The sequence below is a fragment of the Candidatus Dechloromonas phosphoritropha genome, assembly GCA_016722705.1.
Taxonomy (GTDB): Bacteria; Pseudomonadota; Gammaproteobacteria; order Burkholderiales; family Rhodocyclaceae; genus Azonexus; species Azonexus phosphoritrophus.
In genome coordinates, this window is record JADKGN010000004.1 from 68,334 (window position 1) to 83,576 (window position 15,243).

General features: G+C 59.5%; 9 protein-coding genes and 1 pseudogene. 4 read left to right on the top strand and 6 right to left on the bottom strand.

From position 1 onward, the window contains the following. Positions 1–176: 176 nt before the first annotated feature. Complete coding sequence (locus tag IPP03_06055; GenBank protein MBL0352219.1) at positions 177–911, bottom strand: ATP-binding protein; 735 nt, start codon at positions 909–911, stop codon at positions 177–179. Positions 912–928: 17 nt separating this feature from the next. Further along, a complete protein-coding gene (locus tag IPP03_06060; protein ID MBL0352220.1) occupies positions 929–2,491 on the bottom strand; it encodes an IS21 family transposase in 1,563 nt (520 codons plus the stop codon). A gap of 159 nt (positions 2,492–2,650) precedes the next feature. Between IPP03_06060 and IPP03_06065 the strand changes: the two are divergent. Then, positions 2,651–3,481, top strand: a pseudogene (locus IPP03_06065) (IS630 family transposase). Between the two features lie 88 nt (positions 3,482–3,569). On the opposite strand, the gene IPP03_06070 reads toward IPP03_06065, so the two are convergent. The 4 genes from IPP03_06070 to nirJ form a co-directional block, all read right to left on the bottom strand. Next, complete coding sequence (locus IPP03_06070; protein ID MBL0352221.1) at positions 3,570–4,709, bottom strand: IS630 family transposase; 1,140 nt, start codon at positions 4,707–4,709, stop codon at positions 3,570–3,572. Positions 4,710–4,805: 96 nt separating this feature from the next. Beyond that, entirely contained in the window at positions 4,806–7,058 is a 2,253-nt protein-coding gene (locus IPP03_06075; protein MBL0352222.1) for a hypothetical protein, read from the bottom strand. 186 nt (positions 7,059–7,244) lie between these two features. Beyond that, on the bottom strand, positions 7,245–8,822 hold the full coding sequence (locus IPP03_06080; protein ID MBL0352223.1) for a c-type cytochrome: 1,578 nt from the start codon (positions 8,820–8,822) through the stop codon (positions 7,245–7,247). Further along, on the bottom strand, positions 8,819–9,958 hold the full coding sequence (gene nirJ / locus IPP03_06085; protein MBL0352224.1) for a heme d1 biosynthesis radical SAM protein NirJ: 1,140 nt from the start codon (positions 9,956–9,958) through the stop codon (positions 8,819–8,821). Before nirJ ends, IPP03_06080 begins: the two co-directional genes overlap by 4 nt. 126 nt (positions 9,959–10,084) lie before the next feature. Here nirJ and IPP03_06090 point away from each other — a divergent pair, with 126 nt between their 5' ends. The 3 genes from IPP03_06090 to cphA all read left to right on the top strand — a co-directional run bounded on the left by IPP03_06090 (position 10,085) and on the right by cphA (position 15,239). Further along, positions 10,085–12,382, top strand: coding sequence for an ABC transporter ATP-binding protein (locus IPP03_06090; GenBank protein ID MBL0352225.1), 2,298 nt, complete (start codon positions 10,085–10,087; stop codon positions 12,380–12,382). A gap of 8 nt (positions 12,383–12,390) precedes the next feature. After that, positions 12,391–12,861: a DUF1854 domain-containing protein gene (locus IPP03_06095; GenBank protein MBL0352226.1), complete on the top strand. Its 471-nt coding sequence runs from the start codon at positions 12,391–12,393 to the stop codon at positions 12,859–12,861. Between the two features lie 134 nt (positions 12,862–12,995). Next, positions 12,996–15,239 carry a cyanophycin synthetase gene (gene cphA / locus IPP03_06100; protein MBL0352227.1) on the top strand — a complete coding sequence of 748 codons (2,244 nt, stop codon included), beginning with the start codon at positions 12,996–12,998 and terminating at the stop codon, positions 15,237–15,239. The last annotated feature ends 4 nt before the right edge of the window (positions 15,240–15,243 follow it).

Below are 15,243 nucleotides of genomic sequence, written 5' to 3' on the forward strand. Positions count from 1 at the left end.
CGACGCGGGGTTTTTGGTTTTTACTCTGTTGATGTCATGGGGGTCAAGTTTTTGTCGCGCCATGGAGAGTTATCCACGGTCGGCCGGCAGACTGCGCTCCTTCCATAGCAGGCTGGCTGGCGGCCGGCGGTGGGTAACTCGGTAAGCGTGTGGGGGGCACATGGGGTGGCCTCGGGTCATTCCGGTTTGCTCCTTTTGCGCAGCGATTCGCCATCAGGGTTGAGGCTATGTGCCTGATGCACCAAACGGTCGAGAATCGCATCCGCCAGCGTCGGGTCACCGATGGCCTCATGCCAATGCTTCACGGGCAACTGGCTGGTAATGATGGTTGATCGCGTGCCGTGCCGGTCATCGAAGATTTCGAGCAGGTCACGCCGACTTTCATCGGTCAGTGGTGCTAGCCCCCAGTCATCAATCAGCAGGACGTCGGTTTTGGCCAACTGCGCCAGCGTCTTGGCATAACTGCCATCCCCACGACCGATAGCCAGTGCCGGCAACAGGCGTGGCAAGCGCACATAGAAGGCAGAACGCCCCTGACGGCATGCCTGATTGGCCAGGGCGCAGGCAAGGAAGGTCTTGCCGACGCCGGTTGGCCCGCAAATCAACACATTCTGGTGGTCGCCGACCCAGCGCCCGGTCATCAGACGGGCAAACAAGGCCCGGTCAAGACCGCGCGGATGGCGGAAATCGACATCCTCCGGTGTCGCCGCCTGTTTCAATTTGGCCCGTTTCAGGCGAGCGGCGTTCTGCCGGGATTCGCGCTCGGCCAGTTCACTGTCAATCAGAAGGCCAAGGCGTTCCTCGAAGGCGAGTTGGCTGATGTCGGCTTGTTGTGCTTGGCTGGCTAAAGCCTTGGCCATGCCGGTCAGGCGGAGCTGGTGCAGTTGGTCCACGGTCGGGTGATGGAGCATAGATGTTTCCTTTCAGGTCAGTGGTAGTAATGCGGACCACGCACGTTGGCGTGATCCAGGGGGAGAGCGGTCTGGGCCGTTGCCGTCAGGCGCTTGATGTCCAGGCCATGCTTCAAGATGGATTTCAGGCTGCCGTAGGACAGCGCATTGATGTCGATGGCCCGTTCGCACGCCGCCTCCAGGCGGGCCTCACCATAGGCCTTCGATAGACGCAGAATGCCCAGGCAACTGCGGTAACCCTGTTGCGGATGGCGACGTTGATGCAGGACATGTTCGATGACGGCTTTGACGTGCGGTCCAATACGGCCGGCCCAGTCCAGCAGCCGAGGGGCATTCCAGCCCTGAACGGATTGATGGGCCGGCGTCATGTGGGCATCGACGGTGGTATGCCGCCCCTTCGCCGCACTCCGCACATGGCTGGCGATGCGGTTCCCGCGATGAAACAGTTCGACGGTTGTATTTGTGAAACGGGCATCGACCTTCTGCCGGGCGAAGCGGTAAGGCACGGAGTAGTAATGGCCGGCGATTTCAACGTGGTAGTCGATACCGACCGTCGCCACCTTCCATTCGGCGAATTCGTAACGCGATTCCGGCAACGGGCGTAAGGCCGGGCGGTCCATCTCGGCAAAGGCACTTTCCCGTGACCCCGGCAGTTTCTTGAAGGGGCGGCGATTCAGGGCCTGCATCAGTTCGGCAATGTGCCGATTGAGCTCACTGAGGCTGAAGAATCGCTGATTCCGCAGGCGAGCAAGCACCCAGCGCTCGACGAGCAGAACACCCGCTTCCACCTTGGCCTTGTCTTTCGGGCGATACGGCCGGGCCGGCACGACGGCGGTGGCGTAATGGACGGCCAGGTCGCGATAGCTGGGATTGAGCTCGGGGTCGTAATGGCAGGCTTTGTTGACGCCACTCTTCAGATTGTCGGGCACCAGCATGGCCGGCACACCGCCGAAGAATTCCAGTGCTCGGACATGACTGCCAATCCAGTCCGGCAGTGCCTGGCTCCATGTGGCGTCATAATAGGTGTCCCACGGGGATTTCCTTCGGTCATAATTCGAGGCGCCGAGGACGGCAACGAAGATGGCCGCCTGGCGGATTTCGCCGGTCAGCGGGTCGGTGACTGGAACGGTCGGGCCGGCGTAATCGACAAACAACTTCTCGCCGGGTGTGTGGGTCTGGCGCAGACTGAGCGACAAACGCCCAGCCCAAACTCGGTAGTGGTCGCAGAAGCTGCTGTATTGATAGCCGTCCGGGTGCTCGCTCTTGTACTCCTGCCAGAGCAGGTCGAGCGTCACGCCTTTCCTGCGCAGTTCCCGCTGCACGCCGGCCCAGTCGGGTTCCGGTCGACGGGTTGCCGAGGGCGCCGACGGCGGGTAGAGCAGCGCCTCGATGCCGGCTTCAGATACTCCAGCCGGCAGCGGATAGCTCAATCCGGCCAGTTTCGCCCGACGGAGAATCTCCCCCACCGTGGTCGGTGAGGAATCGACTGCCCGGGCAATCTCGCGGTGACTGCGACCGTCCGCAACGGATAGCCGTAATACTTCAAAAATCTTGCGCATGGATAACCTGCTATTCGCCATGTGGTCCTCGGCAAATGCGCTGAGGGTGCCACGGTTATCCCGCGTGCTACGTTATGACTTTGGGCTGTCCAGATTCCGTCGGAATCGGTGTCCAGTTTGCCTCGGAATCAGTGTCCAGGTTCCGTCGGAATGACTGTCCAGTTTGGGTCGGAATTCGCACGGCCTGGCAAACCGCCAGTCTATCCGGCGTCGGAATTGCGCCAACGCATTCTCAAGCAACTCGAAGCCCCGCCTCCGGCCGGGTTCTCGGGCTGGGACGGCGGCGCGCTGGCTCAAGCCCTCAACATTTCTGATGACGCGGTGTGGCGTGTGCTGCGAAAGGAAGGCATCCAGCTTCGGCGACATCGTTCGTGGTGCGTGAGTACCGATCCGGAGTTTGCGGCCAAGTCGGCAGACGTCATCGGGTTGTATCTGAGTCCGCCGCAAAATGCCCTCGTGCTTAGCGTCGACGAAAAACCGTCGATTCAGGCGCTGGAAAGGAAAACCGGCTATGTTTGCACCAGTAGCGGCAAGATCGTGCGAGGACTGAAGAGCACCTACAAGCGACATGGCACGATCAACTTGTTCGCCGCCCTCAATGTTGCGACCGGCGAAATTAAATCGAAGACCACCCACACCAAGAAACGTCCTGACTTTCAGGCGTTCATGGACGAGTTGGTCGTTGATATTCCGGACGATCAGCAAATCCACGTCATTCTTGACAATTACAGCACCCACAAGAAAAACCACGAGTGGTTGGCCCGACATCCCAATGTTCACTTCCACTTCACCCCGACTTCAGCCAGTTGGCTCAACCAGATCGAGATTTGGTTCGGCATCTTCGCGCGCAAAACACTCAACGGCGCCAGCTTCGCCACCATCGAGCAGTTGGTACAGGCCATCGAGGCGTTTATCGCAACCTACAACCAATCCGCATCTCCTTTTGTTTGGCGCAAACGTGAAGTCAAGGGCGCTCAACTTAGAAATACAATCGTTAATTTACGCAATTAAACACTAACCTCCCAGCAGACGAAGTAACGCTATGTGGTAAAGCAACGCATCATCCCCTAGTATATCGTTCCATCAATATAATTACGTATTATGCGATTTCAAGGTCGAATTTCTTCCAGCGAAAGACAACTGGGGTGGCGTTCATTTCATCGATACCTTTCAGGATGCGCGCTTTGAGTTCATGAATCGAGGCGACGCGGATATGGCGGAGGAAGGTCCGGGCCATTTTCGAGAAAGCGCATTCGATCAAGTTGAGCCAAGAACCATGCTTGGGTGTATGAACATACTCGAAACGTCCGGGTCGCGTCGCCAAGTAAGCCATCGTCTCTTTCGAGATGTGGGCCGAGTGATTGTCGAGGACGACACGGATAATGGCCTCCGGCGGGTAGTACGCATCGATTGAACGGAGCAAACCGATGAATTCGCAGCTGCGGTGCCGGTCTTCGACTTGGGCAAACACATGGCCGGCGTGCAAGTCGATGCCGGCCAGGATCGATACGGTTCCATGGCGGACGTACTCGTAATCCCGACTCACCGTCGGCGCTTTGCCGGGAACCGGTGGCCGGTCAGGCGCCGTCAAGCCAATCGCTTGAACGCCGGGCTTTTCATCGACACTGACCGTGTAAATCGGGTTCGGCCGTCCATCATGAACGGCGCCTTCGGTGTAGAGGGAAACGTCCCGGTAGACCATCAGCACCTCATGCATCTTCCGGTCGAAGTCGGGATCCCGTTTCTCCAGGTAGTAGGTGATCTTGTGGGGTTTGAGTTGGTTTGCATCAAGAATCCGCCAGACCGTGCTCTTGCCCGCACCGGCAAGCCGTGGGAAGCCCGATGCCGCTGCCTGTTTGGCCACATGGCGGGCCAGCGCCGAGATGCTCCACAACTCCGCAGCCAGTCCAAGCTCCCTTGGTTTGGTGCACGCTACGCTGACCACCCAAGCCTTGGCCTCCTCAGTAATCTCCGGGGCGTGAGGCCGGTGGTAGGTATCCTTCAATCCGGCTTGAATGCCCGCCGCAAGTGCCTTGTCGATGCATTTGTAGATCATCGGCCGGCTGACGCCCAGCTGCCGCTGAATCTCGGTGATCGATACGCCCTGCGCGTATTTGAGCAGCACGCCGGCACGCTCCACTTCGCGCAACGGCGCCGTTCGCGACGCCGCCAATTCAGACAACCTGGACCTCTGCTCGTCTGTCAGCAACAGTGCTGCTCGCCCGCTTGTCCGTCCCATGATCACCTCCACGTCAAATGCTAAGACAATCATGGCAATTAACGGCACGTTTGTAAATATATTAATGGAACGTACTACTAGTAAAATTCTGACGGTTCAGATCAGTGAAAGCGCTTCTCCCCAAACTTCTTCTGTTTCGATTACTTCGAAGAATCGTAGAGCCGAGAACTCGTTGGGGTAGAGCGATTTCAATGCGGGACATGCCGTTACGTCTTCTGATTGAGTCTTCAAAATCTGTCCATTCAAGATTCCAGCGTGATCATTCAACAGTCTTCGATCATCGCGCAGGGCAATAATGATTTCCTCCACTGAAATCTTCAGAAAACCGTCGAATCGCTGATGGTCATGCTCGATCGAAGTGTCAACGATCCATCCCCGCACTTCGGGAATAAGGCTTCCGGATTCGATCCCTAGCATTGAACGGATATCAGGGTGATGTTCGAGGGCATGTTGAACGGCATCTACTTTCCGCCTGAGTTGCTGCCCAGCCCTCCTGAGCGTGGTTTTCCCATGCAGCCATGCGTCCCGCTCAGAGTGTCTGAGAAAGGTTGATTTAACCTCAATGACCAAGATAGCGCCGTCACGGGAACAAATAAGGTCGATTTCTCCAGCGCCTGGATAGCTCTCCGAGTCAGGGTGCCAGTTCATCGATACCTGGAAGCTGCGGGATTCAAAAAGCTTTCCAATGCGCTCTTCGATGCGTCGGGTTTCTTCTTTGGATTCTGCTCGTCTGGCGCCAATTCGGCGCAGATTGTTAATGGCGGCGGTGCTGTGGTTCTGAAGACCGTAGATCCATGGCAACTGAACAATAGATTGCCCGAGTTTCAAGAACGGACGCTCAAATAATTCGGGGTGAGGTCCTGGTTCACTCTTGTGCAACCGGGCTGCAAGTGTCGCAAAATCATTAGTCCAAAAGTCGAGAATCGAAGCGGCCATGGCGAGACTGCCCTTTGGATGTTGCATATTGACCGTCCAACCGACGATCGAGTGCACTTTTTCCTCTCGTGCCGACCAAGTGATTGGAAAACGATTTTGGCTGCCTTCCACTAGCCCGTTCCAGGCTAACCGTCCCAGCGCGGCCAGCCAGTTTCCCGATTCATGGAGCAACTCGACATACCTCTGCAGGAAATCACGCTGGAAGAAGGCTGAAGTCAGTTCCAAGGACAGCAATGCCTGAAACAGATCAACTCGCTCTCCAGATTCCAGCATCACGGACTCGTCAATGCCATAGACCTCGTCGAGTTGCAGTTGGCTACGTATTGCACGGATATAGGCCAAGCGGTTGGCTTCGTGGTTCTCTCGGCTACCAATTTGGTGGATGGCGACTTCCGATGAGGCGAATTGTTCAAGCGCGCGATAGAACCAATATCCGTGTAGCAACGACAGTTTTTCTCCATCTCGCTGCCAGTTGTCTCGTATTGCCGGATTCACTATCTCAATTTCCAGACGAGTTCCGTGCCGCACGAATCGGATTGCTTCGTCGTAGCTGTATGCATCCACTGACCTGGAAATGAATTCATTCAACTCTATTTGTGCTGCAAAAAGATTCTCGTAAGTGCTTCGCAGGTCATGACGAGGCATCGGTCCAGATGTCGATGGAAACAGGAACGGCGACAAATGCGTTGCTACCGAGTGACCGATTTGCTGCTCCGAGAGCTTGATCAATGACTCAGGGGCCGTTTTCAACTTCCAGATCAAAATATCGTTGGTAGCGTACCAAATTGTTTCTACCGCGCTTCGAGTACTGGATCGCCTAGATTGGGCGTCAAACTCTCCCGGTACGACATTTTGAAATGCGTGGAGGCTGGCGTAGATCAGCAACTCAAAGGGAGACAGGTCAGCAAGCTTTGCCTGCCAAGATTCCACTTCCAGGCAGCGTTGTTTGTGTGCCTGATCAAAGATTTCAAGAATCTGGCATTGTTCATGAATTGCCGGGGCGGACCCGGCGATTTCTTCAAGCTCGGCACGTCTGGCCGGTTTTGGGTTAAGCGCCATCCTGGCATAGCGGATTGCACAGCACACTGCATCCGGCGCAATCCGACCTAAGTGAGCCAGCAGATCGGGATTGGAGACTCGCGTTTGATCCAGGTAGCGGGCCAGGGCAAGTTTCGACACGTCGGTCGCCCAGAAGGCTGGCGGCATGGATATCAGGAACTCTGCAGACCAGAAGGCTGAGTCACGCTCGACCTGCGCGATCTTATGTTTTCCTCGGCGAGCGGGCTTTCCATCGAGATATGCCTCGGCAACCTGTATCGCTGCGCCCAAGTCGCTGACCTTGGAATTTGTCAGGGCTCCGTAGTTGCCATCGTACGGGTTGGCGTGAAAGGATGGTTGCAGGGTGGGTGACATGCTACTAATTTCAATTGTTCTTCACCCATTCTATGTCATTGGGAATTCATTCAACCGAAGTCTTCGAGGTGGACTGCGTCCTAACAGTCACCTTGTACGATTTGGCCGACAACCAGCCATCACCAAAGACACGCCCCCACGGTCAACCGGAAATCCGACCCAAAATCGAAACCCACCTGACCGCCTTCAGTGGCTCGTCCCTTCCGACTTGGTGATCTTGTTCCAGACGTTGTACTTGCCGACCGGCTTCTTCATCGGGATGCGCTTTACTTCCTTCAGCGTCTCGGCGTCGTAGACGATCAGCGCACCGTCCATATCCCACAGGCTGGCCAGCACGTACTTGCCGTCTTTCGTGAATTCGACGTGGGCGAAGGTCTTGCCCGGCTCCGGCTTCAGTTCGGCGACGACTTCCAGCGTTTCCTTGTCGATGACCTGCATGGTGTCCTTGAATTCCTTGCTCATCATCGAATCGGTCCATGCGTAGCGGCTGTTTTCGTGGCTACGCATGAAGAAACCGGGGCCACGGGTCTTGATCTGTTTGATCGTCTGCCAGGTCTGCATGTCGATGACGCTGATCAGGCCCTCGTTCAGATTCGGTGTCGCCATCACCGGCCGCCCGTGCCAGGTCCAACTGATTCCGGAACCGAGGTGCGGCATGCCGGGCAGTTCGAGGTCGGCAATTTTCCTGCGCACATCGAGGTTGACGACCTGCCCGGTGACTGCCGCCTTGGAGTCATTGCGTGAGGCGCCCATCACTTCGTTATAGCCCTGCGTGAAGTAGAAGTCGTCGAGGTAATCGTCGAGCTGGGTGCGTTGCGGGTTCAGAAAGCCGGGCAGGAAGGTGCCTTCGCGGTATTTGAAATCGTGGATCATGCCGGTCGGGATATCCGGTGCCTTCGGGTTGTACGAAACCTCCCACACTTCCTTGACGTCCTTGAGCGCCACGACGAAGCTCTGGCGTGGCGAGGCGTCATAGACCGCCGACACCCGCGAACTCGTCGTGCCGTCCTTGTCGGTGGCCGGCAGGATTTTTTTCAGGTTGAGGTCGGCATCGAGGATGACCAGCGAATGCGGCAGGTAGTTGGCCACCGCCACCCACTTGCCGTCACCGGACACCGCCGCGTTGCGCGTGTTGATGCCGGCGCGTACCTCGGCGACCACCTTGAGGTTCCACAGGTCGAACTTGGTGATCCAGCCGTCGCGCGAGGCGAAAAACACATAGCGTCCATCCGGCGTGAACTTCGGACCGCCGTGCAGCGCGAAACGCGACTGGAAGCGATAAATCGGCTCCAGCCGGTCGCCGTCGAGAATCGACACATGATGGTCGCCACTTTCGACGACAACGAACAGGTTCATCGGGTCAGCTTTGAATTGCGGCATGTCCGGCAGACTGCCCGGCGCGAAATTGACGATGCGCGAGGCGGTGATTTCCTTTTCGCCCCACACCGGCATCGGCTTGATCGGCGTATAGACATAGGCGACCAGCGCCTTGATTTCCTCGTCATTGAGTTGCTTGCCGAAACCCTGCATCTGCGTTGCCAGACGACCATCGCGGATGACCTTCTCGGCTTCCGGCTTGCGCAGGCGGGCGAGGTTCTCTGGCAGCAGCGCCGGGCCAATCCCGCCGAGTCGATCGACGCCGTGGCAAGACGCGCAATGCTCCTTGAAATTCGCGGCGGTATCTGCGGCATCGGCCAGTTGCGCCATGCCGAACATGAAGTAGGCGGCAAAACAGGCCGGAATCAGGATCTTCCAGTTGTTCATAGTCCGATTTCCTCGTCGGAAAGATAGCAGCCCGGGTCTTCCGCCCAGGCGTCGCCGGTCATCTGTTGCGCCCGAACGCGCGTGTTGCCGTTGCAAATCGCGAAATAGGCGCATTCGCCACAACGCCCCTTGACCGTCCGCGGATGCTGCTTGAGGCCGGCCATCAACGGGTCGCTGGTATCCGTCCAGATCTGCGAGAACGACCGCTCCTTGACGTTGCCCAGGTTGTGGTGCCACCACATCGTATCCGGATGCACATTGCCCAGGTTGTCGATGTTGGCGACATTGACACCCGACGAATTGCCGCCCCACTGGCGCAGCTTGGCCTCGACATGCGCCGCCTGCTCGGGGAAGCGCCGGCGTACCCAATACAGGAAATAGACGCCGTCGGCGTCGTTGTTGCCGGTCGTGAACTCCTTGTGCAGGCCGCGCTGTTGGTATTCCCAGCAGGTATCAAAGAGCAGGTCCATCGCCCAGCGCGTGAGTTGATGCTGGGCGTCGTCCTTGCGGTTCTTGTTGCCGCGCCCGGCGTAGTTGAGGTGCGAGAAATAGAAACGATCGATGCCCTCATCCTCGACCAGCTTGAGCAGTTCGGGCAGGTCGTGGGCGTTGTCCTGCGTCATCGTGAAACGGACGCCGATTTTCAGGTCGAGCTCACGACATAACCGGATGCCTTTCAGCGAGGCCTCGAAGGCGCCGTCCATGCGGCGGAACTTGTCGTGCGTCCCGCGGATGCCGTCGAGCGACACACCGACGTAGTTGAAATCGCACTCGGCAATTTTGTCGATGTTGTTTTCGTCGATCAGCGTGCCATTCGACGACAGGCCGACATAAAAGCCTTTGGCCTTGGCGTGCTTGGCGATTTCGTAGATGTCCGGGCGCAGCAAAGGCTCGCCACCGGACAGAATGAGCACCGGTACGTGAAACGCCTTGAGATCGTCCATCACCGAATAAACCTGTTCGGTGGTCAGTTCGCCGGGGAAGTTCGTGTCGGCCGAGATTGAGTAGCAATGCTTGCAGGTCAGGTTGCAGCGCCGGATCAGGTTCCAGATCACCACCGGGCCGGGCGGATTACGCTTGGGGCCGAGCGGTGACGGGTCGGCAATTTCCTGCATGTATTGGGAGATGCGAAACATGAGCTTCCTTGTCTTGGGTCAGGCCATATTCAACGGCAGGCCTCCATCCTACGCCTTGACGTGAGTCAACCACCGGGAAACTCGGACATTAAGCCGGCTACCCGAGCCTTGCGATATACTCTACTGATGACCCACAGCGTACAAAACCGCGCCGGCTACGAGCCCGTGCTTCCCGGCCACTGGTCCGCCGAAGTCGAAACCTTGCTGACTACTGCGGAAAAGCCGCAGGCCTGGATCGAAATCGACCTCGACGCCCGCCTGCACTTCGCCGACGGCCTGGTCATCATCACCAACCAGCGCCTGCTCGCCCGACCCCCGGGCGAAACCGCATGGCAGCAGTGGCCGTTGCGCAATGGCCTGCAACTCAACCACCTCGACCATGCCGGGGTCGGTACGCTGGAGCTGATCGACGAACGGGGCCGCCTGGCCTGCTGGCGCTACACGCTGGCCAATAATCTGGCCGCCTTACGCGTCATCAGCGAATTCGAGCTGCAACTGAAGAGTCTGGCCAGTGGCCAGCCGGTGCTGCGGTCGACCGAGGATTTCTGCCCAAAATGCAAGGCGCCGCTTGAGCCAGGGGTGGACGAGTGCCCGATCTGCACTCAAGAATCCGCAACGCCGCCGTCGACCTGGACCCTGTTCCGCCTGTGGCGCTTCGCCCGGCCCTACAAGACGCAATTGCTGGCCGGATTTCTGCTTGCCCTGGCGTCGACCGCGGCCACTCTGGTCGCCCCCTACCTGACCATGCCGCTGATGGATAACGTGCTGATCCCGTTCCAAAACGGCAAGCCGATCGACTGGGGGCTGGTCGAACTCTACCTCGGCGGCCTGCTCGGTGCCTCGCTGCTGGCCTGGGTTCTCGGCTGGCTGCGCACCTTCATCCTGGCGCTGGTCTCCGAGCGCATCGGCCGTGACCTGCGGACGACAACCTACGAGCACTTGCTCGGTCTGTCGCTCGAATACTTCGGCGGCAAGCGGACCGGCGACCTGATGGCGCGCATCGGCTCGGAAACCGACCGCATCAACCTTTTCCTTTCGCTGCACCTGCTCGATTTCGCCACCGATGTGCTGATGATCGTCATGACCGCCGCCATCCTGTTCTCAATCAACCCCTGGCTGGCGATCGTCACGCTGCTCCCGCTGCCCTTCATCGCTTACATGATCCATTACGTGCGCGACAAGTTGCGCACCGGCTTCGAAAAAGTCGACCGTGTCTGGGCCGAAGTGACCAACGTGCTGGCCGACACCATCCCCGGCATCCGCGTCGTCAAGGCCTTTGCTCAGGAAAAGCGCGAGGCTGAGCGCTTCCGCGAATCCAACTCGCGCAATCTGGCGATGAACGACCGCATCAACAAGACCTGGTCGCTGTTCTCACCGACCGTCACGCTGCTCACCGAGATCGGCCTGCTGGTCGTCTGGGCCTTCGGCATCTGGCAGATTTCCAAGGGCGACATCACGGTCGGCGTGCTGACCGCCTTCCTCGCCTATATTAGCCGTTTCTACACCCGCCTCGACTCGATGAGCCGCATCGTCTCGGTGACGCAGAAGGCTGCCGCCGGTGCCAAGCGCATTTTCGACATTCTTGACCACGTTTCCAGCGTCCCCGAGCCGACTAACCCGGTGCATCTCAAGACCCCGGTCGAGGGCCGTCTCGAATTGCGCAAGGCCAGCTTCCGCTACGGCACCCGTGCCGTGACCCGCGACGTCGATCTGATGATCGAGCCGGGCGAGATGATCGGCCTGGTCGGCCATTCCGGGTCGGGCAAGAGCACACTGGTCAACCTGATCTGCCGCTTCTATGACGTCACCGAAGGCCAGGTACTGATCGACGGCGTCGATGTCCGTTCGGTGCCGGTCGCCGAATTCCGCCGCCACATCGGCCTCGTGCTGCAGGAGCCTTTCCTCTTCTTCGGCACCATCGCCGAGAACATCGCCTACGGCAAGCCCGATGCTTCACGCGAGGAAATCATCGCCGCCGCCCGCGCCGCACATGCCCACGAGTTCATCCTGCGCCTGGCGCACGGCTACGACTCACTGGTTGGCGAACGCGGCCAGGGCCTTTCCGGCGGCGAGCGCCAGCGCATTTCGATTGCCCGCGCTCTGCTGATCGACCCCAAGATCCTGATCCTCGACGAAGCAACTTCCTCGGTCGACACGGAAACCGAGAAGGAAATCCAGAAGGCGCTCGACAATCTGGTCCGTGGCCGCACGACGATCGCCATCGCCCACCGCCTTTCCACGCTCCGGAAAGCCGACCGGCTGGTCGTCATGGATCGCGGTCGTCTCGTCGAACTGGGCAACCACGATGAATTGATGGCCGCCGAAGGCCATTACTACCGGCTCTATCAGGCGCAGGCGCGCAATGTCGATACCGAGGCGCCGGAACTATTCATCAACATCATTCCCAAGACTACGACCGCGTGACGACGAACATGGCGAAATCCAATTTTCAGCTGCAGCGCGATTCCTACGGTCAACTCGTTTTAACGGCCAAAAATGGCGACGTCCATGTCGGCGTCGTGCCGGTGCGCACCTTCCCGATCGGCGCGCCCGACGAGGGCATTTCGCTGGTCAATGGCGAAGGCCATGAAGTCGGCTGGGTCGAACGCATCGCCGACCTGGCGCCGGATAGCGGCCGGCTGGTCGAGGAAGAACTGGCGAGCCGCGAATTCATGCCGGAAATCGAGAAGATCGTCGAGGTTTCCAGTTTCGCCTGCCCGAGTACCTGGCAAGTTGCCACCAACCGTGGCAGGGCCGTGCTGATATTGAAAGGCGAGGAAGATATCCGGCGCCTGTCGCACACCCGGCTGCTGATTGCCGACACCCACGGCATCCAGTTCCTGATTCGCGATACCGCCGCGCTCGACCGCCACAGCCGGAAACTGCTCGACCGTTTCCTGTAATCCGGGCTGTAACAAGAGGTACCCGGACATGACATTTTTTTGACGGGCGTCAGCCATGTTCCGCCGAAAGCGTTAATAATTACCAATTGCCGCATCATTCTTTCCACCGTGAGACGGAGACGGGCGTGCCAAACATGAAGAAAAAAGACATCATCATCAGGGAGATCATTCCCCTGCGTGGCCCGAACATGTGGACCTACCGTCCGGTGCTCGAAGCCTGGGTCGAACTCGGGGAACTGGAAGAGTATCCGTCGAACAAGATCCCCGGCTTCTACGAGCGGCTTACGGCCTGGCTTCCCTCGCTGATCGAGCACCGCTGCAGCTACGGCGAGCATGGGGGCTTCCTGCGCCGCGTCCGGGAGGGCACGTGGGCCGGCCACATCCTCGAACACGTCACGCTCGAACTGCAGAATCTCGCCGGCCTCCCCGGCGGCTTCGGCAAGGCCCGCGAAACTTCGGAATACGGGGTCTACAAGGTCGTCGTCCGCGCCTGGCACGAGGAGGTCACCCGCACCGCGCTGCACATGGCCCGCGACCTGATCATGGCGGCGATCGAGGACCAGCCGTTCGACGTCGAGGCCGCCATCGAGGAACTGGGCGACATGGTGGATTCCAAGTGCCTCGGGCCGTCGACCGCAAGTATCGTCGATGCCGCCGACGACCGCGACATCCCGACCATCCGCCTGCTCGCCGACGGCAACCTGGTGCAGATCGGCTACAGCGCCGCGATGCGCCGCATCTGGACCGCCGAGACCGACCGCACCAGCGCTATTGCCGAAACGATCTCGCGCGACAAGGACCTGACCAAGGAACTCATCTCGTCATGCGGCGTGCCGATTCCCGAAGGCCGCGAGGTTGCCAGCGTCGCCGATGCCTGGGAGGCCGCCGAGGAGATCGGCCTGCCAGTCTGCGTCAAGCCACGCGATGGCAATCATGGCCGGGGGGTGTTCATCGATGTCAAGACCCGCGAGGAAGTCGAAAAGGCTTACGCCGTCGCCATCGACGAAGGCACGGCGGTCCTTGTCGAACGCTCGATTCCCGGCACCGAGCATCGCCTGCTGGTGATTGGCGGCAAGCTGGCGGCCGCCAATCGCGGCGACATGATTACCGTGACCGGCGATGGCAAGTCCACCGTCGATGAACTGATCGCCACCCAGATCAACACCGACCCGCGCCGTGGCCACTCCGAACTGCATCCGCTTTCGATAATTCATATCGACTCGGCGGCACGCATGGAACTCTCGCGCCAGGGACTCGAACCTGATGCCGTTCCGGCCAAAGACCGCAATGTCCTGATCCAGCGCAACGCCAACCATGCGTTCGATGTCACCGACGAGGTCCATCCGGAAACCGCCGAACTGGCCGCGCTGGCCGCACGGATCGTCGGACTCGATATCGCCGGCATCGACCTCGTCTGCCAGGATATTTCCAGACCGCTGGGCGAACAGGGCGGCGCAATCGTCGAGGTGAATGCCGGCCCCAGCCTGCTGATGCACCTGCGCCCCGGCGTCGGCAAGCCACGCCCGGTCGGTAAGGCGATCGTCGACAGCCTGTTCGCTGAAGGTGAAAGCGGCCGCATTCCGGTCGTCGGCATCAGCGGGACGCATGGCAAGACCGCCGTCGCCAAGCTGCTGGCCCACCTGATCTACCTCTCCGGCCGGCGCGTCGGACTGGCCTGCAGCGACGGCCTGTATATCGACCGGCGTCATGTCCAGAAGTCCGATGGCGCCAACTGGGCATCGGGCCACCGTCTGCTGCTCAACCCCGCCGTCGAGGCGGCGGTGATTGAGAACGGCGGCCGCACCATCCTTGGCGAAGGACTGGCCTACGACCGCTGCCAGGTGGGTATCGTCACTAATATCGACCCGACGGCGGAAAACCTCGCGCGCTGGGATGTCCACCCGAGTGGCGGCGAGTATTTCACGACCTACCGCAACGTCTACCGCACACAGGTCGATGTCGTCCTGCGCAATGGCTGCACGGTGCTCAATGCCAGCGACGAGATCGTCGCCAGCCTGGCCGAACTCTCCGATGGCGAGGTCATCTTTTTCGCCGCCGATCCGGCCTGCCCGGCCTTGGCGGAACACATTGCCGCCGGCAAACGTGGCATCTTCGTACGCGACGGCCGCATCACGCTGGCCACCGGCGGCGAGGAAATCCGTCTCTGCCGCCTCGGCGACGTGCCGCTGATCGGCAGGCAAAAGGACCCCTCCACCATCGCCAACGTGCTGGCGGCCGTTGCCGCCGGCTGGGCGCTGGGACTGACCAAGGAAGTGATCGGCACCGGGGTCAAGACCTTCGGTCTCGAACTGCCCGACCCTGCCGCCCTGTTGCCGCAGAGCGCCAGACGGTCGCCCCCGGTGGCATTCCGGAACTAGCTAG